General features: G+C 66.1%; 18 protein-coding genes and 1 pseudogene. 4 read left to right on the forward strand and 15 right to left on the reverse strand.

Annotated features, from left to right (window positions below):
• The first annotated feature begins 82 nt into the window (after window positions 1-82).
• The gene (locus tag ACNUDN_RS30740; RefSeq protein WP_419125592.1) at window positions 83-1,420 is read left to right on the forward strand and encodes an NAD(P)-binding domain-containing protein; all 1,338 of its coding nucleotides are present in this window, start codon (window positions 83-85) and stop codon (window positions 1,418-1,420) included.
• Window positions 1,417-2,658 carry an MFS transporter gene (locus ACNUDN_RS30745; RefSeq protein WP_419125593.1) on the forward strand — a complete coding sequence of 414 codons (1,242 nt, stop codon included), beginning with the start codon at window positions 1,417-1,419 and terminating at the stop codon, window positions 2,656-2,658. Before ACNUDN_RS30740 ends, ACNUDN_RS30745 begins: the two co-directional genes overlap by 4 nt.
• On the opposite strand, the gene ACNUDN_RS30750 is transcribed toward ACNUDN_RS30745, so the two are convergent.
• The 15 genes and pseudogenes from ACNUDN_RS30750 to ACNUDN_RS30820 form a co-directional block, all read right to left on the reverse strand.
• Window positions 2,642-3,592, reverse strand: a complete 951-nt coding sequence (locus ACNUDN_RS30750) for a helicase associated domain-containing protein (protein ID WP_270713740.1) — start codon at window positions 3,590-3,592, stop codon at window positions 2,642-2,644. The two genes, ACNUDN_RS30745 and ACNUDN_RS30750, sit on opposite strands and share 17 nt — an antisense overlap.
• Window positions 3,589-3,768 carry a DUF3349 domain-containing protein gene (locus tag ACNUDN_RS30755; RefSeq protein ID WP_048424140.1) on the reverse strand — a complete coding sequence of 60 codons (180 nt, stop codon included), beginning with the start codon at window positions 3,766-3,768 and terminating at the stop codon, window positions 3,589-3,591. The genes ACNUDN_RS30750 and ACNUDN_RS30755 overlap by 4 nt, the downstream gene beginning before the upstream one ends.
• Window positions 3,765-4,472 (reverse strand): arsenate reductase ArsC, encoded by a 708-nt coding sequence (locus tag ACNUDN_RS30760; protein WP_270713739.1) that lies wholly within the window; start codon window positions 4,470-4,472, stop codon window positions 3,765-3,767. Before ACNUDN_RS30760 ends, ACNUDN_RS30755 begins: the two co-directional genes overlap by 4 nt.
• Window positions 4,456-5,595, reverse strand: a complete 1,140-nt coding sequence (locus ACNUDN_RS30765; protein ID WP_333563685.1) for a winged helix-turn-helix domain-containing protein — start codon at window positions 5,593-5,595, stop codon at window positions 4,456-4,458. Before ACNUDN_RS30765 ends, ACNUDN_RS30760 begins: the two co-directional genes overlap by 17 nt.
• Window positions 5,596-5,707: 112 nt before the next feature.
• On the reverse strand, window positions 5,708-6,478 hold the full coding sequence (gene pstB, locus ACNUDN_RS30770; protein WP_270713994.1) for a phosphate ABC transporter ATP-binding protein PstB: 771 nt from the start codon (window positions 6,476-6,478) through the stop codon (window positions 5,708-5,710).
• Between the two features lie 167 nt (window positions 6,479-6,645).
• A complete protein-coding gene (pstA, locus tag ACNUDN_RS30775) occupies window positions 6,646-7,554 on the reverse strand; it encodes a phosphate ABC transporter permease PstA (protein ID WP_419125594.1) in 909 nt (302 codons plus the stop codon).
• The gene (gene pstC / locus ACNUDN_RS30780) at window positions 7,554-8,519 is read right to left on the reverse strand and encodes a phosphate ABC transporter permease subunit PstC (protein ID WP_270713736.1); all 966 of its coding nucleotides are present in this window, start codon (window positions 8,517-8,519) and stop codon (window positions 7,554-7,556) included. The genes pstA and pstC overlap by 1 nt, the downstream gene beginning before the upstream one ends.
• A complete protein-coding gene (locus ACNUDN_RS30785; RefSeq protein WP_419125626.1) occupies window positions 8,516-9,448 on the reverse strand; it encodes a PstS family phosphate ABC transporter substrate-binding protein in 933 nt (310 codons plus the stop codon). The genes pstC and ACNUDN_RS30785 overlap by 4 nt, the downstream gene beginning before the upstream one ends.
• Before the next feature lie 515 nt (window positions 9,449-9,963).
• The gene (locus ACNUDN_RS30790) at window positions 9,964-11,373 is read right to left on the reverse strand and encodes an FAD-dependent oxidoreductase (protein WP_048424136.1); all 1,410 of its coding nucleotides are present in this window, start codon (window positions 11,371-11,373) and stop codon (window positions 9,964-9,966) included.
• 81 nt (window positions 11,374-11,454) lie between these two features.
• Complete coding sequence (locus ACNUDN_RS30795; protein WP_048424135.1) at window positions 11,455-11,880, reverse strand: arsenate-mycothiol transferase ArsC; 426 nt, start codon at window positions 11,878-11,880, stop codon at window positions 11,455-11,457.
• Between the two features lie 4 nt (window positions 11,881-11,884).
• A complete protein-coding gene (locus tag ACNUDN_RS30800; RefSeq protein ID WP_419125595.1) occupies window positions 11,885-12,556 on the reverse strand; it encodes an arsenate reductase ArsC in 672 nt (223 codons plus the stop codon).
• Between the two features lie 31 nt (window positions 12,557-12,587).
• Window positions 12,588-13,673, reverse strand: a pseudogene (arsB, locus tag ACNUDN_RS30805) (ACR3 family arsenite efflux transporter); the annotation flags it as partial.
• Window positions 13,670-14,044 (reverse strand): ArsR/SmtB family transcription factor, encoded by a 375-nt coding sequence (locus tag ACNUDN_RS30810; RefSeq protein ID WP_048424132.1) that lies wholly within the window; start codon window positions 14,042-14,044, stop codon window positions 13,670-13,672. The pseudogene arsB and the gene ACNUDN_RS30810, both read right to left, overlap by 4 nt.
• Window positions 14,045-14,199: 155 nt before the next feature.
• Entirely contained in the window at window positions 14,200-16,545 is a 2,346-nt protein-coding gene (locus ACNUDN_RS30815) for a tyrosine-type recombinase/integrase (RefSeq protein WP_419125596.1), read from the reverse strand.
• A gap of 32 nt (window positions 16,546-16,577) precedes the next feature.
• On the reverse strand, window positions 16,578-17,801 hold the full coding sequence (locus ACNUDN_RS30820; RefSeq protein WP_419125597.1) for a tyrosine-type recombinase/integrase: 1,224 nt from the start codon (window positions 17,799-17,801) through the stop codon (window positions 16,578-16,580).
• 81 nt (window positions 17,802-17,882) lie between these two features.
• Between ACNUDN_RS30820 and ACNUDN_RS30825 the strand changes: the two genes are divergently transcribed.
• Together ACNUDN_RS30825 and ACNUDN_RS30830 are read left to right on the forward strand one after the other, a co-directional pair.
• Complete coding sequence (locus ACNUDN_RS30825; protein ID WP_419125598.1) at window positions 17,883-18,113, forward strand: thermonuclease family protein; 231 nt, start codon at window positions 17,883-17,885, stop codon at window positions 18,111-18,113.
• Between the two features lie 86 nt (window positions 18,114-18,199).
• Window positions 18,200-18,781 (forward strand): hypothetical protein, encoded by a 582-nt coding sequence (locus ACNUDN_RS30830; protein ID WP_094295090.1) that lies wholly within the window; start codon window positions 18,200-18,202, stop codon window positions 18,779-18,781.
• Window positions 18,782-18,783: the final 2 nt, after the last annotated feature.

An 18,783-nucleotide genomic window follows, 5' to 3' on the forward strand; every position in this document is an offset into this window, starting at 1 on the left:
ATGATGACACACGCATTGACAAATATCGATGGGTCGAGCACCATCGATCCCATCGAAGAACGTCGATAAGAGGAGGTTGAGCATGTCGGAGTTGCCCGTCGTGGTGATCGGGGCCGGACCGCTAGGTTTGGCGGCGGCCGCGCGCCTGCTGGAGCGTGGACTCACCCCGTTGGTACTGGAGGCCGGCGGCAGCCCAGCGTCGGCGGTCGAGCAGTGGGAGCACGTGCGCACGTTCTCCCCGTGGCCCGAGCTGGTCGACCCCGCCGCTGCGCGGCTGCTGGAATCGACGGGCTGGACTGCTCATGAGGCGGGGTTCCCGACCGGTCGGGAGTGGATCGACGGCTACTTGGCGCCGCTGGCCGGTGCCCTGGGCAAGCGCGTGCAGTACGGCGCGCGAGTGGAGGCAGTGTCGCGGCTGGGTCGCGACCGACTGGTGAGCCCGGGCCGGGCGGAGACGCCGTTCGTCGTGCACGTGAGCAATGCTGACGGCACGGAGTGCCGGGTGCAGGCCCAGGCGGTCATTGACGCCTCGGGCACCTGGGGCCAGCCCAATCCTGCTGGCGCTGACGGAGTTCCCGCGATTGGGGAACGCGCGGCCGCAGCCTCGGGTGTGCTGACCTACGTTCCGCCGACGCTCGCGCAGGCCTCAGGGTTGGCGGGCAAGCATGTGGTGGTGGTCGGCAGCGGGCATTCGGCGATGACCGCGGTGATTCAGCTCGGCGAGGTGGTGCGCAAGGATCCCTCGACGACGGTGACGTGGGTGCTGCGCCGCGGGGTGTCGGAGGACACCTTCGGCGGTGGTGCCGCCGATGAACTGCCCCAGCGCGGCGCTCTGGGTGTGCGCTCGAAGGGGGCGGTCGAGGCCGGCCGGGTGTCCCTGACGACCGGGTTCCGCACCGAGCGCATCGATCTGGTCGACGGCCAGGCGGTGGTGACCGCCGAGGACGGGCGGGCTCTGGCGCCGGCTGATCACGTGGTGGTCCTGACTGGGTTCCGGCCAGACCTGTCGTTCCTGTCGGAGATGCGCATCGAGCTGGATCCGATCTTGCAGGCCCCGGTCAACTTGGCCGGCTCGATTGATCCGAACATGCATTCCTGTGGCAGTGTGTTGCCGCACGGCGCCGCCGAGTTGGCCCACCCGGAGCCGAATCTGTACATCGCGGGGATGAAGTCCTACGGGCGGGCGCCGACGTTCCTGGCGATGACCGGCTATGAGCAGGTCCGCAGCATCGCTGCCGAACTGGCCGGTGACCACGAGGCCGCCCGCCGGGTGGAGCTGACATTGCCTGATACCGGGGTGTGCAACGGAGCCGGGTTGTTTGACAGCCCCGAGGGTGAGAACGCCGGCGGCGGGTGCTGCGGACCCGCGCCGTCGACACTGCAACCGTTGTCGTTGTCGCTCAACCCCGTTGGCGGATGACACCGGCGGGTTCTTCTGTGGCACCCAGCGCAGCCCGGCATGGGCTGCGCTGGGTGCTGGTGACGTTGTGCGTCACCGAGATCACTAGCTGGGGCGTGCTCTACTACGCCTTCACCGTGCTCTCCGAGCAGATCAGCGCCGACACCGGCTGGTCCGCCCCAGCGGTGACCGCGGCGTTCTCCGCCGGGTTGGTGACCTCGGCGGTGGTCGGCATCCCGGTCGGGCGGTGGCTGGATCGGGTGGGTCCGCGCTGGATCATGACTGCGGGCTCGATCCTCGGCGCGCTGTCGGTGGTGGCGGTCGTCGCGGCGCCGACCTACGGGTGGTTCGTCGCGGCGTGGGTTTTGGCTGGGGTGGCGATGGGCGCGGTGTTCTACGCACCGGCCTTCGCCGCGCTGACCCGGTTCTTCGGCACCGACGCGGTCCGCGCACTAACGGTGCTGACGCTGGTGGCCGGCTTCGCCAGCACTGTGTTCGCCCCGCTGACTGCGGCGTTGTCCGCCCAGATGAGCTGGCGCCACACCTATCTCGTCCTCGCTGTCATCATGGCGGTAATCACCATCCCCGCGCACTTCTTCGGGTTGCGGCGCCCGTGGCCGCCGGTGGTCACCCAGCATCACCATGTCGAGGCGCCGGGCCGCACCGCGCGCAGCGTGCCGTTCCTTGCCCTGGTGGCGGCGTTTGCGCTGGCCGGGCTCGCGTCGTATGCGGTGATCGCCAATTTGGTCCCGTTGATGAGCCAACGCGGGATCAGCACCGTGGCTGCGGCGGTCGCGCTCGGCCTGGGCGGCGCCGGGCAGGTGCTGGGTCGCCTGGGCTATCAGAGCTTGGTGCGCCGCGTCGGTGTCGTGCCCCGCACGGTGCTCATCATGGCCGGTGTCGCCACCACCACGGCACTGCTGGGGGTGTTCAGTTCCTACGCCGCGTTGGTGGCGGTGGCCATCGGTGCCGGCGTGATGCGCGGCATCATGACGCTGCTGCAAGCCACCGCGGTCACCGAACGCTGGGGGTCCACCCACTACGGCCATCTCAGCGCCTATCTGAATGCCCCGATCATGGTCGCCACCGCGATCGGACCGTTCGTCGGCGCGGCGTTGGCCAGCCTGCTCGGCGGGTACGCCGCGATGTTCGTTGCCCTCGGCGCAATCGCCGCGGTGGGGGCGCTGCTGGCGTCGGCCACCAGACCAAGGCTTGCCGACCCGTCCGGGGTGAATTTGGCTGTCAGCCAGCGCGGCTGATCACCTGTGGTCGGCGTGGGTGCGCCGGGGGCGGCCGGGTCCCGCGTCCGGGGTTCCATTGCCAGCCCGGTAACGCATCCAGCAGGTGGATGCGTTCGGCGTTGAGGGCGCCGCGGCGGCGTTGCCGGCGTTGGACGGTGACCCACCAGCCGAGCCGAAACCCGTCGACAACCGCATTCTGTCGCGGCCGTGCGTGGCCCTGAGCGTCGCAGAAACGTTGCAAGACAAGGTATCCGACGCTCCACGGGTCGGGGCAACAGTTATCGGCGAACAGGGCGGCCAGGACCGCCCGCCGTTCGGCGGACAGGACACCGGCGCGGCAGTCTTCGTGGCAGCGCTGCCACCATCGCCCCAACGCGAACCCGTTGACCCGAAGATCGCGGTGCAGCATCGCCAGGTCGCCGCCTGAGTCGACGAACTCCACTAACATCGTCAGACCCTGGCGCCACCGGTGCTCGTCGGGATCCCAGTCCCAGCCGGGCAACGCGGACAGCGCGTCGATCTGGGCCGGTGACAGCAGGCCTGCCGCGTAGTCGGCGCGCTGTCGCGCACACCAGGCCTGCAGATCGACGCCACCCGCCCGGCGGGGGTAGGGAGGTGTGGCGCCGCCGCGGTGTCGACGGGCGGCGGCGGTCGCCGACCGCAGGGCGGTCCGCCACGCGCCTGGGGGCGGGTCTCCCCAGTGCCAGCCGGGCACGGCCTCCACGTCGGCGATGATGTCGGGGTCCAGGTGGCCGTTCCAGTAGTTCGCGCGCAGAGCGCTGATGCAGCGGCCCAGCGCGACGCCGTAGGCGCGGGTGCGGGGCGGGACGTCGACGCTGTGGCGGTGCTGCTCGTAGCGGCGCAGCGCCGCAAGGACGACTGCCCATGGGGTGGGTTGGGCCTCCCCGGAGGCCGGTGGGTGCGCGCAGCACAGCGTGCCGGTGGTGTTCACCGCCGTTGCGTGGGGGTGTCGTTCTGCAGCGCGAGGATTGCCGCGACCGGGTGTACCTCGTCGTTGCCGAGCAGCGCCAGTGCGGCGCAGTGCCCGCCACGGGGAGCGGTTGTGGGGTAGCCGGAGCGCACCCAGCCGACGAACCGCGCCACGACGCTTCCCGGTGCGGTGTTCATGACGTCGCCGCCCCGGCGGGCAGCTGGGGCTCAATGTTCAACTCTGTCAGCAGATCTCGGATCCGGTCGTCGAGGTTGTCGAAGATGCAGTCGACCCTGCTTGGGGCACAACCGGCGGGGTCGTCGATCTTCCAGTTCTGGTAGCGCGGCCCAGGCAGGACGGGGCACGCATCGCCGCAGCCCATGGTCACCACGACGTCCGCGGCGCGGATGATCTCCTCGGTCCACGGTTTGGGGTATTCGCCGGAGATGTCGATGTCATGTGCGGCCATCGCCGTCACGGCCTCGCTGTCGACAACGCGGCCGGGCATCGAGCCTGCCGACCAGGCCACGGCGCGGTCGCCGGCCAATGCGGTGAACAATCCCATCGCCATCTGCGAGCGCGCGGTGTTGTGGGTGCAGACGAACAAGACAATGGGTTTCTCGTCGCGGGGGTGCCCCTCGACTGTGGCGAGCGCGGTGAGGCGTTGCCGGGCGAAGCGTTCGGCCAGCAGCGGCAGATAGTTGGTGATCGCCGCGCCGAGGGCGAGCGTGTCGTAGGAGGAGTACAGGAACTCCTCGATGGTCTCGATGCTGAACGTGTCGGCGTAGTCGCGACACATCCGGGTGGCCGCGGTGTGCATGGCTTGCCGCTGGTCGACCGACAGCGCCGCACGCGGCGACAACACGCTGGTCACATTCCCCTCCTTAGGTACCGACCGCATGGGCGAGAGTGCTGATGCGCCCGGACAATTCATCGACCACGGCGTCAAACGCCGACGGCTGCGCGGCGGTCACCGGGTCGGGGACCGACCAGTGCAGCCGCGCCAGTCCGGTGGGTAGATGCTCGTGGGCGTTGTCGCAGACCACCACCACCAGGTCGTCGGGGCGCAGCACATCGTCGAGCAGTTGGGGTTGCTGATCGGCGAGCGTAAGGCGGTGGCGCTGCGCGGCATCGACGGCCAGCGGGTTGATCTGGTCGGCGGGGTGGGTGCCCGCCGAGGTGGACGGAATGGCTGACTGCTGGTTCCACAAGGCGGTGGCCAGCTGGCTGCGCGCCGAGTTCTGCGTACAGACGAACACCACCCGCGACGCAGGAGATGACGTCACCGGCAGCAGATCCCGCAGGCCGGTCGGGGCGAGCCGCACATAGGTGCGGCGACGATCGGCGTGCGACGTGTCGCGCAGCACCAGGCCGCTGGCCTGCAGCACGTTGAGGTGATGGGCCACCAAGTTCGACGGCATGGATAGCGCGGTCTGCAGTTCCGACGGCGACGCGTCACCGAGCGCCAGGTAATCCACGATTCGCAGACGGTGGGGGTCAGCCAGCGCGGCGTGCATGGCCACCCGCTGCTCCACCGACACCGATCGCTCAATATTCATTGCCTCAATGATGGCTGAGTCATTAGGGGTTTGTCTAGAGGCTGGCGGCGCGGGTGGGGCTTCTGGTTGGGCGGGGAGCGCCGGGACGATGGCGGTCGAGTGGGGGGCGGCCAGATGCGGTTCGGCGTCGTCGACGAGGACCGGGGCCAGGCGGTATCCGGCGCCGCGGACATTCCAGATGAGGGGGCCGCCGTGGGTGCGTTCCAGCGGCAGTTTGGCGCGCAGGCGTTTGACGTGCACGGCGATGCTGTTGGTTTTTTGCGACTGGCCCCACACGACGGCGGCGATGTCTTCGGCGCTGCACACCCGGCCGCGTTGGGCGCAGAAGAACAGCAGGACCTCGAGTTCGCGGGCGGTGAGGATCGCGGTGTGCCCGTGCAAGGTGGCTTGGTGGCTGGCGCGGTCGACGCGCAGCGGCCCGGCGGTCACGATGTCGTGCGGTGCGGGCGGGGGCGTGGAGGTCAACGCAGTCGCCTCTCGTGGCGGTGTCGGCAGCAGACGGCCTGCGTGTAGGCCGTCTGCTCATTGTGGTCGTCGACGACGACACCGCCACGGTGCAACGTTGGTGTCGGTGCTGTTAGCCGAATCGGCCGCTGATGTAGGCCTCGGTGCGCGGATCTTCGGGGTTGGAGAACAGCGCCTCGGTGGTGGTGTATTCGACGAGCTTGCCCAGCCGTTTTCCGTGTTCGTCGGCCTCGGCGGTGAAGAAGGCGGTGCGGTGGGAGACCCGGGCGGCCTGCTGCATGTTGTGGGTGACGATGATGATGGTGAACTGCTCGGCCAGGCCCACCATCAAATCCTCGATTTTGGCGGTGGCGATGGGATCGAGCGCTGAGCACGGCTCGTCCATCAGGATCACCTCGGGGCGGGTGGCGATGGTGCGCGCGATGCACAGCCGCTGCTGTTGGCCGCCGGACAGGCCGGTGGCGTTCTGCTTGAGTTTGTCTTTGACTTCCTCCCACAGGGCCGCCCCGCGCAGCGCTTCTTCGACCACATCGTCCATGCTGGCGGGCTTCATGCCGGTCACCCGCGGCCCGTAGGCCACGTTGTCGTAGATGGATTTGGGGAACGGGTTGGGCTTCTGGAACACCATGCCGACCCGGCGGCGCAGTTCGATGACATCCACGCCGTCCTGGTGAATGTCGGTGCCGCGGAAGCGGATTGTGCCATGTACTCGCGCTGAGGGCACCAGGTCATTCATCCGGTTCAAGCACCGCAGCACGGTGGACTTGCCGCACCCGGACGGGCCGATCAGGGCGGTGATCTCGTGGCGCTGGAAGGCCAGGTTGACCCCGGCGACGGCCAGGAAGTCGCCGTAGCTGACGCCGAGGTCCTCGGTGGTGATCATGCCGGCGGACACCTTGGTCTGCGACGGCGGTGTGGGTACCTTCCTGGTGTTCAGCTTGGCGAGGAGGGCTTTGTCCTGCTCGTCGAGATCAGCGGACGCGGCGGTGGGCAGGGTGGCGGGGGTGGACTCGTTCATGAGGAAGTCTTTCTGGAAGTGGGGGTGGTCGGTCACCAGCGGCGCTGGAAGCGGTTGCGCATCCAGATCGCCAACGCGTTCATCGCGAGCAGGATGATCATCAGCAGCAGGATCGTGGCCCAGGCCAACTTCACGTTGTCGGCTTCGGGTAGCTTGACCAGGTTGAAGATCTGCACCGGAAGCACGGTGTAGCGGTCGAGCACCCCGTCGGGATTGACCGTGACGAACACCGTGGCCCCGACCAGGATCAGTGGCGCGGCCTCGCCGATGGCCCGCGACAGCGCCAGGATCGTGCCGGTGGCGATACCGGACACCGCCGACGGCAGCACCTGTCGCCAGGTGGTCTGCCATTGGCTGGCGCCCAACGCCAGCGAGGCATCCCGGATGTCGCGGGGCACCGCCCGCAACGCCTCGCGGGTGGTGATGATGATGACCGGCAGGATCAGCAGCGCCAGTGCCGCCGAGCCGGCCAGTGCAACCGGCCCGATCGACAGCGGTCCGCGCACCACGAACGCCAACGTCAAGATGCCGTAGATGATGGTGGGCACCGCCACTAGATTCTGGATGTTCAGTTCGATCAGCCGGTTCCACCACCGGGTGTTGTCGGCGTATTCCTCCAGGTAGATGGCGCCGGCGATGCCGACAGGCAAGGCCAACACGATGGTGCCCAGCATCACCCACAGCGTGCCGAAGATCGCTGACTGCACCCCGGAGGTTTCGGGCCGCAACCGTGAGGGCTGCTCGGAGATCAATGCCCAGTCCAGCCGGGAGAGGCCTTCCACCAGGATCGCGCCCAACACTGCGAGCAGGAACAGACACGAGACAACCAGGCACGCCCATAGCGCTGCGGCGAACACCACCGAGCCGATGTCGGGCTTGGTCTTGTTGTCGGTGCTCAGGTCCGGGCGGGCCACGGGCGGATCAATCGATTGCGAAGTCATCAGTAGGCCTGTCGATATTTGCGCACCAAAGCGATGCTGAAGATGTTGATCACCAGGGTCATCAGGAACAGCAGGGCCCCGACCGCGAACAGCGAGTAATAGACCGGGCTGCCCTGCGGGGCGTCACCGCTGGCGACCTGGGCGATAAATCCCGTCATGGTCTGAGCGCCCACCAGCGGATTGATCGTGAACACGGGCTGGCTGCCCGCCGCGATCGCGACGATCATCGTCTCCCCGACCGCCCGCGACATGCCCAACACGATCGCGGCCACGATTCCGGACAGGGCGGCGGGAATCACGACCCGCACCGTGGTCTGCATGCGATTGGCTGACAACGCATAGGACCCTTCGCGCATCGCTCGCGGCACCGCGGACATCGCGTCCTCCGACAGCGAGGCCACCGTCGGCACGATCATGAAACCCATCACGATGCCCGGGGACAGGTTGTTGAAGATCTGCGCGCCGGTCACCGACTGCAGCACCGGGGTCAGCAGTGTCAACGCGATGACGCCGTAGACCACTGTCGGCACGCCGGCCAGGACTTCCAGGATGGGTTTGACGGTGCGTCGGACACGCTCGCTGGCGTACTCCGACAAGTAGGTGGCCGCACCCAAACCCAGGGGTACCGCCACCGCGAGCGCGATCACGGTCGTGGTCAGCGTGCCCATCACCAGCGGCAGCACCCCCCACTGCTTATCCGTCCACGACGTCTTGGCCCCGAAGCCGGCCGTCCAGGTGGTACCGGTGAGGAATTCGACGATGCTGACGTTCTGGAAGAACGTCAGCAGCGGGGTCAGCAGCGCGATCACGATGCCCACGGTGACGGCCACCGACAGGAACGCTGAGGACGCCAGCAGTGCCTTGATAACGGCTTCGCCGGGGCGGCGGCGACCGGTGATCAGGTCACCGCCGGCGCCCAGACCAGGATCGGTCGGGGCGCCCGCGGTCACAGACTGTGAACTCACTTGCCTTCCTTGGCGTGCAACGCGTCGAGGTCTGCACGTGCCGTCGCGAGCTGCTCCTCGGTCAACGGGATGAACTTGGCCGCTTCCACGATGTCGGTGTTGGAATCCAGGTAGAAGTCCGCGAACGCCACCACCTGCGGCTTGGCCAGGCCAGCGTCGGAGACGTAGATGAACAGTGGCCGCGACAGCGGCTTGTAGGTGCCGTCCTGAGCGGTCTGCACCGACGGAGCCACACAGCCGTCGCCGCCGTCGACCTCGATGCCCTTCACCTTGTCGGCGTTGGCTTCCAGGTAGGAATAGCCGAAGTAGCCCAGCGCGCCCTTGGTGGCCGACACACCCTGCACCGTCACGTTGTCGTCTTCGGTGGGGTTGTAGTCGGTGCGGCTAGCACCTTCTTCCCCGTTGATGGCCTGGGTGAAGTAATCGAAGGTGCCCGAATCCGACCCCGCACCGAACAACTGCAACGGCTCATTCGGGAACGACGGGTCGACCTCATTCCAGTTCTTGACCGTCGAGCCCGGCGCCCAAATCTTCGTCAACTGGTCCACCGTCAGGCAGCTCGCCCAGGTGTTCTCCTTATTCACCACCACCGACAGCGCGTCGTTGGCCACGATCAGCTCGCTGTATTCGATGCCGTTCTTGGTGCAGATTTCGATCTCACTGTCCTTGATCGGCCGCGACGCATCCGAGACGTCGGTCTCGCCGGCGCAGAACTTCTCGAACCCACCGCCGGTGCCCGAGGTGCCCACCGTGACGTTGACATCCGGGTGCTGCTCCATGAACAGCTCCGCGGCCGCCGACGACAGCGGCTCAACCGTGCTGGAGCCATCAATGACGACCGGACCAGACACTTGGCCCTCCACTCCCGAGGCGCCGCCGTTGCCACCCCCACCGCAGGCCGTCAACGCCAATGCGGCGGCCGCACCCATCGCCGCCCAGCCCGCGCGCTTCCGAAGGCGGATCTTCACATGCATCTCCTCATCGCTGAGACACCTCGAAGTCCACATCCAGGTGCCGGTTCATCGTTCTGTCGGGTACACAAAACACAAGTAGTATGAACGGAATATGAACTGACATTGACAGTGCCAGACATGTCTCGCGAGCACCGCTGATCATCTAAGGGAGATGCCGAAGGGCGCATCCGCGCGAGCACTAGCGCGATGCAGTGCGGGCGTCGAGTCGCCCCAGGTGCTGGGCGGGGCTGATCCTTTGTTGCTCGCACCGGCAGACAGGCAGCGCACCTGTGATCCGACGTGCGCCCTCGGCTGCGGCGACGGGTTCGCACACCTGCGTCGATGACGGGTTTAGCCGGTGAGTTTGTCTTCGCGCGGAACGGAGCCTATCCGGGTCCGCGTGCAATCGGTTCCCGCTGCAGATGAACCAGCGGCCCGACCGTCAGCAGGGGCCGAAAAAGCGTGGGACGGTACCGTCGTTGATGCCGGTACTAGCGAACGGCGCCGGACAACAGAGTCCGTGTCCATACCTGGGCGGCCATCTGGGTGGCATCCCACGGTGATCCCAGCGGCGGGGTGTAGGACAGGTCCAGCGCCGAGAGTCCGTCAACGGTCATCTCATGGAAGAGTGCGGTGGCGTAGGTGTCGACCCGTTTCGACACTTCGGCACTGCGGTGGCCGACGAGTTGGGCACCTAAAAGGCGGCCGCTGCGTTGGTCGCCGGTGATCCGGATGTGGATGGTGGTGGCGCCAGGGTAGTAGGCCTTGTGGTCATCCGGGGTGGCCGCGGTGGTGACCGGTGTCCAGCCTCGGTCGGCGGCGAGTACTTCGTGGTCGCGCAGGCCGGTACGGGCGGCCACCAGGTCGAAGACTTTGACGACCTGGGTGCCGAGGCTGCCGGCGAAGCGTGCCGCTCCTCCGAGGGCGTTCTCCCCGGCGACGCGGCCCTGCTTGTGGGCGGTGGTGCCCAGCGGCAGCCACGTCGGGCCGAGGAGACGGTGGTGGGTGTGCACGCAGTCCCCGGCGGCGAACACATCCGCCAGGTTGGTGCGCATGGACTCGTCGACGGCGATGGCACCTTTGATTCCGAGTTCGGCGCCGGCATCGGCGGCCAGCTCCACATCAGGCTTCACACCGACCACGACGAGCACGAAATCGACTGTCTGCTGCAGTGTTTCGCCGCCCCGGTGGGCGGTCACCGTCAACGCGCCGGTGGCGGTGCGGGTGACGGCGGAGACAGTGGTGTTGGTGAGGACCTGCACGCCGTGGCGTTCCAGTTCGTCGTGGACCAGGGCGCCCAGCTCGGGGTCGACGGTCGGGAGCACTTCGGGGAGCGCCTCGATCTGGGTGACGGCGATCCCGCGGGTGGTGAGTCCTTCAGCCATTTCCAGGCCGATGTAGCCGGCGCCGATGATGACCGCGGTCTTGGGGTCGCGCTGTTGTAAGGAGTCCATGACGGCGAAGGTGTCGCCCATCGAATGCAGCAGGTGCACGCCATCTTTGGGGCCGAGTGCGCCCGGTCCGGTCAGGCCGTCGATCGGTGGGAGGGCGCTGACGGCGCCGGTCCCCACCACCAGGGCGTCATAGGACAGTTCAGTGGGCGCCCCGGTGGGGTCGAGGATGTCGAGGGTGTGCTCGGCGACGTTGATTCGGGTGGCGCGGGTGTCGGTGAGGACCCGCATGCCGGTGGCGGCCAGGTCGTCGGCGCTGCGGTGCGCCAGATTGCTCCAGTGCGTGACCTCCCCGGAGACGTAGTACGGGATGCCGCAGATGGAGAAGTTCGGGTAGGCGTCGGCGACGACCACGGTGACGTCAGTGCTGGGGTCGAGTTCACGGATGCGTAGGGCGGCGCTGATTCCGGCGTCGCTGCCGCCGATCGCGACGATGTGGCGTGCGGGCATGACGAAGTCTCCTCGGTGGCATCGAGTGGCAAAAGGGGTGTGCTGCCGCGCTGCAGCTGCGAAACCGGGTTTGGGTGGGTGTCAGGACGTGGAAGTGGTCAGCGTGGTGTGCAGCTGCTGGACGCGGGTGGCGATGTCGTCGCGGACCAGGCGCATCCGGTCCAGGCCGTCGATGCCGCGCTCAGACGGTTCGTCGGTGTCCCAGTTCTCCACGCGCGTGCCCGGCAGCGGATCCAGGGTGGCTTCGCGGCCGAGGGTGACCACGAGGTCGACATCGCGAGCCAGCTCGTAGTCGACCGGCTTGGGCTGCTCAGCGGTGATGTCGACACCCACTTCGAGAAGGGCCTGGGCGGACAGCTCGTTGACCGCGGTGCCGGGTTTGGTGCCGGCCGAGTACACGATCACCGTATCGCCGGCGAGTTGGCGCATGAGACCGGCGGCCATCTGCGATTTGCCGCCGTTTTTGACGCAGACGAACAGCACTGAGGGCGTGTGGGTCTCGGTCATCGGGTCAGGCCTGTTGGGCGGTGGCGTGGAGTTCGGCGAGCAGGCGTCGGACGCGTTCTTCGATGTCGTCGCGGATGGGGCGGACCGCATCGACGTCTTGGCCAGCGGGGTCGGGTAGCTCCCAGTTTTCGTAGCGTTTGCCGGGGAAGATGGGGCAGGCATCGCCGCAGCCCATGGTGATCACCACGTCGGCGGCCTGGACGATCTCGTCGGTCCAGGGCTTCGGGAACTCGCTGGTGATGTCGATGCCGACCTCGGCCATCGCCGCGACAGCCGAGGGGTTGATGGCATTACCGGGTTCGGAGCCACCCGACCACGCCACCGCGTCCTCGCCGGCGAGGTGGGTGAAGAAACCCAGCGCCATCTGGGAACGACCCGCGTTGTGGGTGCACAGGAACAGCACGGTGGGCTTGCCGTCACTGATCTTGCCCTCCACTCGAGCCAGGGCGTGCAGGCGTTGGCGGGCGAACCGTTCGGCCAGCAGCGGAAGGAAGTTGGGGATGGTGGCGCGGCCGGCGAACTGGTCATAGGAGGTGTGCAGGAACCGTTCGATCGTCTCGACGCCGAAGCTGTCGCCGAAATCGCGCTCCAGCCGTGTCGCCGCGGTGGTCAGGGCGTGCTGTTGATCGATGGACAGGTCGCGGTGCGGCCGGACGGCGGCGGGGCTGTTAGACATGGTGCTACGACTCCTTCGTCGTCGAGATAGTGGCTGAAGATGCAGTGCTCTGATCGGCGAAACGTCGCCGCAGGGCCAGTGATACGTAGACCAGGGCGACCAGGACGGGGACCTCGATAAGGGGGCCGACCACCCCCGCCAGGGCTTGGCCGGAGGTGGCACCGTAGGTGGCGATCGCGACGGCGATGGCCAACTCAAAGTTGTTGCCCGCCGCGGTGAATGCCAGCGTCGTGGTGCGCTGATAGCCCAAACCGATCGCGGCGCCGAGCAGATAGCCCCCACCCCACATGATCGTGAAGTACACCAGCAGGGGCAGCGCAATCCGCACCACATCCAGCGGCTGGCTGGTGATCTGATCGCCCTGCAGTGCAAAGAGAATCACAATGGTGAACAGCAGGCCGTACAATGCCCACGGCCCGATCCGGGGCAGGAACTTCGACTCGTACCAGTCGCGGCCCTTCGCCTTCTCCCCGAGCCGGCGCGACAGGTAGCCGGCCAGCAGTGGGATGCCCAAAAAGATCAGCACCGACTTGGCGATCTGCCACGGCGAGGTGGCGATGGTGGTCTGCTCCAGGCCCAGCCAACCGGGCAGGACTGACAGGTAGAACCAGCCCAGGACGGCGAACATGATGACCTGAAAGATCGAGTTCAGCGCGACCAGGACGGCGGCGGCTTCGCGGTCGCCGCAGGCCAGGTCGTTCCAGATGATCACCATGGCGATGCAACGGGCCAGACCGACGATGATCAGCCCGGTGCGGTACTCGGGCAGGTCGGGCAGCATTAGCCACGCCAGGGCGAACATCAACGCCGGACCGAACACCCAGTTCAAGAACAACGAGGACAGCAGCAGTTTGCGGTCGCCGGTCACGGTGTCGAGGCGGTCATAGCGGACCTTCGCCAGCACCGGATACATCATGATCAACAGGCCGAGGGCGATCGGCAACGAAATACCGTCGACCTGAACGCTTTCCAGCGCGGTATTCAACCCCGGAATCCCCCGACCGAGCAGTAGCCCGGCGACCATCGCGACACCGATCCACACCGGCAGGAACCGATCCAGGGTGGACAACTTGCCCACCACCGGCGTCGAGGAATTCGAGGCCACCGTGTCGGTCATGCCGTCACCCCTGCCAAGGCTGCGGTATCGAGATCCAAGAGCGCTGCGATCTCACGCAGCGCCTCGGGGACCACGGCGTAATACACCCACGACGCCCGGCGTTCCGACGTCAGCAAGCCAGCGTCGCGCAGCACCTTGAGATGATGCGACACCGTGGGCTGCGAGACATCAATCCCACCCGAGACGTCACAGACGCATGCCTCACCACCGGAATGACTGGCGATCGCACTGAACAGCCGCAGCCGCACCGGATCAGCCAGCGCCTTCAACTTTCTAGCCACCTCGACTGCGGTCGGCTCACTCAACGGCTCACGCAGCAGCGGCGGCGTCACGCAACACGCGTCCGCGACCGCGCCCTCTGGATTCGACATACATCGATATTGACAGACATCGAATCTGCGGGCAAGCGAACACTTGGTGAACTCGCGCTGATAGTGATCAGGTCTTCACTCTGTCCGAGCGAGCCGCCCGCTCTGTATGTCACCAGCCAGCACGAGGGCTGACAGAGGCAGCCTTGCCGGTGCTGTCAGAACGTGCGCGGGGCCAGAAGTACTGGGGCCGCGTCGGCTAGGGCTGCGAGTCTGGCCGCCTTGCGGTCGGCGTGCTCAATGGTGATGCGCAACTGATTCACGTCGCCCAGCCACCGGTTCTTGTGGGCTTCGTCGACCTGGGCGCGAAGGTTGTCGCGAATCGCGTCGAGCCTTTCAGCCTGGGAGGGCTCTACCTCGCAAAAATCGCAGCGAAGGCAAGCATGTTCATGAGTGCAGTCAGATCCGTAGGGACGATGGCAGTTGCCGAGCGCAATCCGGCGCTGGCCGAAGTGCTCGATGAAGTCGTCCCACTCAACTTGTGTGGGCTCACGGTATTCGGCGGAGGGTCGCGCTTGTCTGCGGTTGTCGATGAAGCGGTCGTACGCTTCGAAGACATCTTTCTGATACACCGCGGTGTATCCACGGGTGACTTCGATGTTGTTGTGGCCCACGATCCTTGCGGCCAGATGAATGGGAAAACCAGCGTTGACGATGTCGGTGATGAAGATGCGACGGAAGTCATGGGGCGTGAAATAGAGCGCGGCACCATCGGCGCCCGTCAAGCCCATGTCGTTGGCCAACTCCGACAGCCATTTTCGGACTGTGCATTGGTTGATGACGCGGGAACGTCCGCCCTCGCGGATCTGGATCAGATGTGGCAGCGGCGCCGATACTTGGCGCTCCTGCGTGTCGATACGGCAGCACAGCGGGACCCGGCCGTCGATGCTGACAAACTCCACCAGTCTCGCCAACGTGGTCGTCAACTCCGGGCTGCAGGGAAATATCCGCTCTTGATCGGTCTTGCTGGGTGCGATCTGCAGGAGCGGGATCACGGTGCCATCGGGCTTGCGGTACTGCTTAATGCTCAAGTGGGTCAGTTCGAGCATCTCTTCGATCCGGATGCCGGTGTGACGCAGGATCTCGATGATCGTCCACGTCATGAAGGCGCGGGTAACGTTGTGGTGTAGGTCCACTCGTGTCTCTGCCCCATCTCGCAGGGTGTTGATGCGTACCCGATCGGCGTGTTTGCGCGGGGCGTGCTTGATGTAGGTGTTCCCCTGCACGGAGAAGGGTTCTTCGACCGGCGCGGTCTTGGCTGCGTCTTGCAACTCGACGGCTTGCAGGTAGGCGGCTCGGGCCGCGGCGACGAGTGCATCGATGTGCGGTGCGAGGGTGCGGGTGCGTGCTTGCATGCGGTGTGCCCGCTGGGCCCGGCGCTTCTGTTGACCTCGGACGTCGCGGATGCTGACCGGACACGCGACAGCCCAGTGCGCCCACGTTGAGGGATCCTCGTGGGCCCAGGCGGCCACATCGAGGTAGAAGCTGCGGACCGCTCCCAGAATGCTCTCCGCGTGGCGGCGCGGTGTTCCGTCTGGTTTGGTGCGCAACCACTCCTTCCATGCTGTCGCCTGGGCTCTGGTCAGGCTGATTGTGTCGATGCCGGGATTGGCGTCTTCGATCGGCTTCCAGAACAGCTTCACCAGGTTTCGGCTTGTTCCGTCGAGGCTGGCGTAGTCTTGGCCGGCGGCGATTTCAGCAAGGTAGGCAATCAAGAGCCTGCGAACGCTGGGGGCTCGCACGTCGAAGCGGTCGACCAGTTCGGTGGGATTGAGGCGTTTGGCTATTAGGTAGCGCCGCAGATCGTCGGCTTCACCGGCGAACAGCCCGCCGCGGCGTCCGTAGTGCCACATGGCGTGAAGATCGCCCGGCGTCCTGCCGGTCGTGGTCAGAAATTTTCGGTAGCCCAACACGTGCTGGCTCTGCAACTCGGTGATTGGCAGTCCGTTGACGATGCTGATGCGCACAAGGTGGGTGACGGCTCGCCACGTCTTCAGTTCGGGTGCGCCCTCGTGCTCGGCAGCGGCGAAGTAGCGATCCCACGCCGCGGGTTCGTGGGTGGTTGTCCAGTCGCGGTAGAAACGGGCCTGTTTGTTCTCGATCAGCCAGTCGTAGCCTGGGCGAATCACGCCCAGGAGAATGAGGGCATTGATTGACAGCCGCGCCCCAAGCCGCGTGTATGAACCCGTCGACAAGGCGGGACACCAAGCTTTCGGCTGGTTGTCGGAATCGCTGGCTTTCCAACGGTCTTGATAGCTTTCGCCGGCGTAGCCGTCCAACCAGTCCAGCAGTCGGCTCAGCCAGAGCCGGGCGCCGCTGCGGGCTTCGGCCTCACTGCGATACTTCGCACTCATCCGCGCCATCACCAGAGGAAGCCCGGAAGCAATGATGCGCTCGCGTTCAACGGCGGTGACGGTGTTTCCGAACCACGGGTGGTTCTCGGCCATCGGCGACAACGGCGGCAACACTTCGACTGGATGGTTGGCGAACACAGACGAACTCACCAGTGACTGTGCACGTGTAAGAACCCGCGGCATCAGAAGGTCCGCCCAAACAACACCTGGAGGTCTTCTGCCGCGTAGCCCTTCCCCGGCACGGGTGGAGGCATAGGGGGCTTGCTCCAGTGCTGGTCGAGTTTGTCGATGAGTTCGGTGAGGCTGGGCCGCAGGTAACGGGTAGTGCTGGCGATCGACGAGTGGCGCATCAGCTCCTGCATCTCCGCGATCGTCATGTTCTCGTCTTGCGCGAGCCGCATGCAGAAAGTGTGGCGGAAGTCGTGCATGGTGACATTGGAGCCCAGTAGCGCGTTACTGCGCTCCAGGATCTGTCGCATAGCCCAGTAAGTCAGTGGCCGTCGGGAGCCGCGCAACGTCATCCAGACCGGCTCGTCTGGAGGCCCCACCGGGCGCTCAGCAAGATAGCGGGCGATCCAGAGATACGCTGCTGGACTGATGCGAACGAGAGCACGACTTCCACTGCCGCCCTTGGGAATGATCTCCGCTGTTTGATCCGCGGCATGAAGCAAACCCCGCCGCATACTGAGTAATTCGCTGGCTCGTAGGCCGGAAGAGATCGCGGTGGCGACGATGGCCCGGTCCCGGTTGGTTCTCAGCGTGGCGAACACCTCCTCGTAGAGGCCGTCGCTGAGTGCGCGCGGCGCTCGATCAGTCAACTTTTGCCGGTATGGGGCGCGCTTCTTCTCGTGATGGCTTGGACTGTCGAAAGGTTGACCATGTGCATCGAGTCGAGTGATATCTCCACGCGATTTCGGTACCGGATTCATCAGCGGCCCCAAGTCGGACTCGAGAGCGAACTCGTAGAAGCCGCTAAGAGCCGAGAGACGACGATTTATCGCCGACCGGGCGTACGACGAGTCGAGGTAAGGCTTGCCGGTCAGCTCATTCACCGAGCCCGGCGCGGGCCGGTGACTGTCCGATCCTCGGCGCCGTTGAGGATTCGCCCGACATCGGTACCACCGAACCCAATCACGAACTTCACTTCGCGTCGCGTTTGCCCAGGCAACGTGCACCGCATCGAGGAAACGAGTCCAGCTCAGCAGGTCATACGCATAGGCGCGCAACGTCGCCGGTGAGTTGTCGCAAGCGTCGAGATCGGCCAACCATAGATTGACGTGGACAATTTCTGCACCCGATCCGTCGACCAACCGCCACGGCAAGGACCCGGCCTTGCCATGCAGAACCGCACCGACCTTCGCGACATCGAGGCCCTCGACCGCTCTCAACTCGGCTTCGTCATCCATCACAGCCCCCGGTCCACAAGGTCAACGCTGCCGAGGTTAAACAGCCCGACCGACAAGCTCGCCCCTGCGTATTCTCGCCAAGTGCCCAGCCGAACTGCAGTTAACAAGACCCTGGCCTACGTCGAACTTGCTGACGGGCGCGACTTTGCCGTCACCGCGGTGGCGGCCGGCATGGCCCGCCCCTACGTGTACGGGGGCAAGCCGGTGAGCCGGTACCCCGAGATCATGGCCGCCGAGGAGCAGGCACGCGCCGCTGGCCGCGGGCTCTGGGGACCGCCATGCAACGGCAACACCCAATCGACTCCACTCTGACACAACGAACTATGCCAACGACGTCGACTACAGGTCCTGGGCCGGTCCATCGGATCGACCAGGCGATCGAAGCCCCCAACGTGGGAATGCTGTTGAAGCGGATCGAGCAGATCTACCATCCATCAGCGAGGCTCACCGACGAAGCGCTGGCGGGCCTGAGCATCATCGAACTGCAGGCGTTCTGTGTGTGGCTCGCGCTACGGCGAGGGCACACGACCAAGCCCGTCGACAGGCTCACCAAGGACGCGCTGACGGTCCTGGTGGCACTCGGCGCCGACACCGGATACGACTTCGACGCCGGCTCCCAGCGCATTGTGATCATCGGGGCAGAGTCCGTATGGAAACTCGCGATGAATCCTGACGGTGAGGCCACGTCCAACCTTGAGGCTGCGGCGGCGATCGCGGCACCCGTCGCGCCCGCGCGGTGGACCTACGTTGCGGGCGTTCGTGTCCTAGAGATGGAGCGCGTCACGGTCGTCGAGCCAGACGATCTGACCGACGAGGAACTCCTGGCCAACCCGTGGTGGACCGATGTCGACGGGTGGACGCTCGGGCGCCGGCGGACAGGCCAGCTGGTCGTCTTCGACGCAGGGCAATTCGGTCCTGCCCATCGCGCGTACCTCCCCGACCGGTACCGCCACCGCATCGCACCCACGCGGAGCTCATAGCC

It is taken from the genome of Mycobacterium sp. smrl_JER01, assembly GCF_048513595.2.
Classification (GTDB): Bacteria; Actinomycetota; Actinomycetes; order Mycobacteriales; family Mycobacteriaceae; genus Mycobacterium.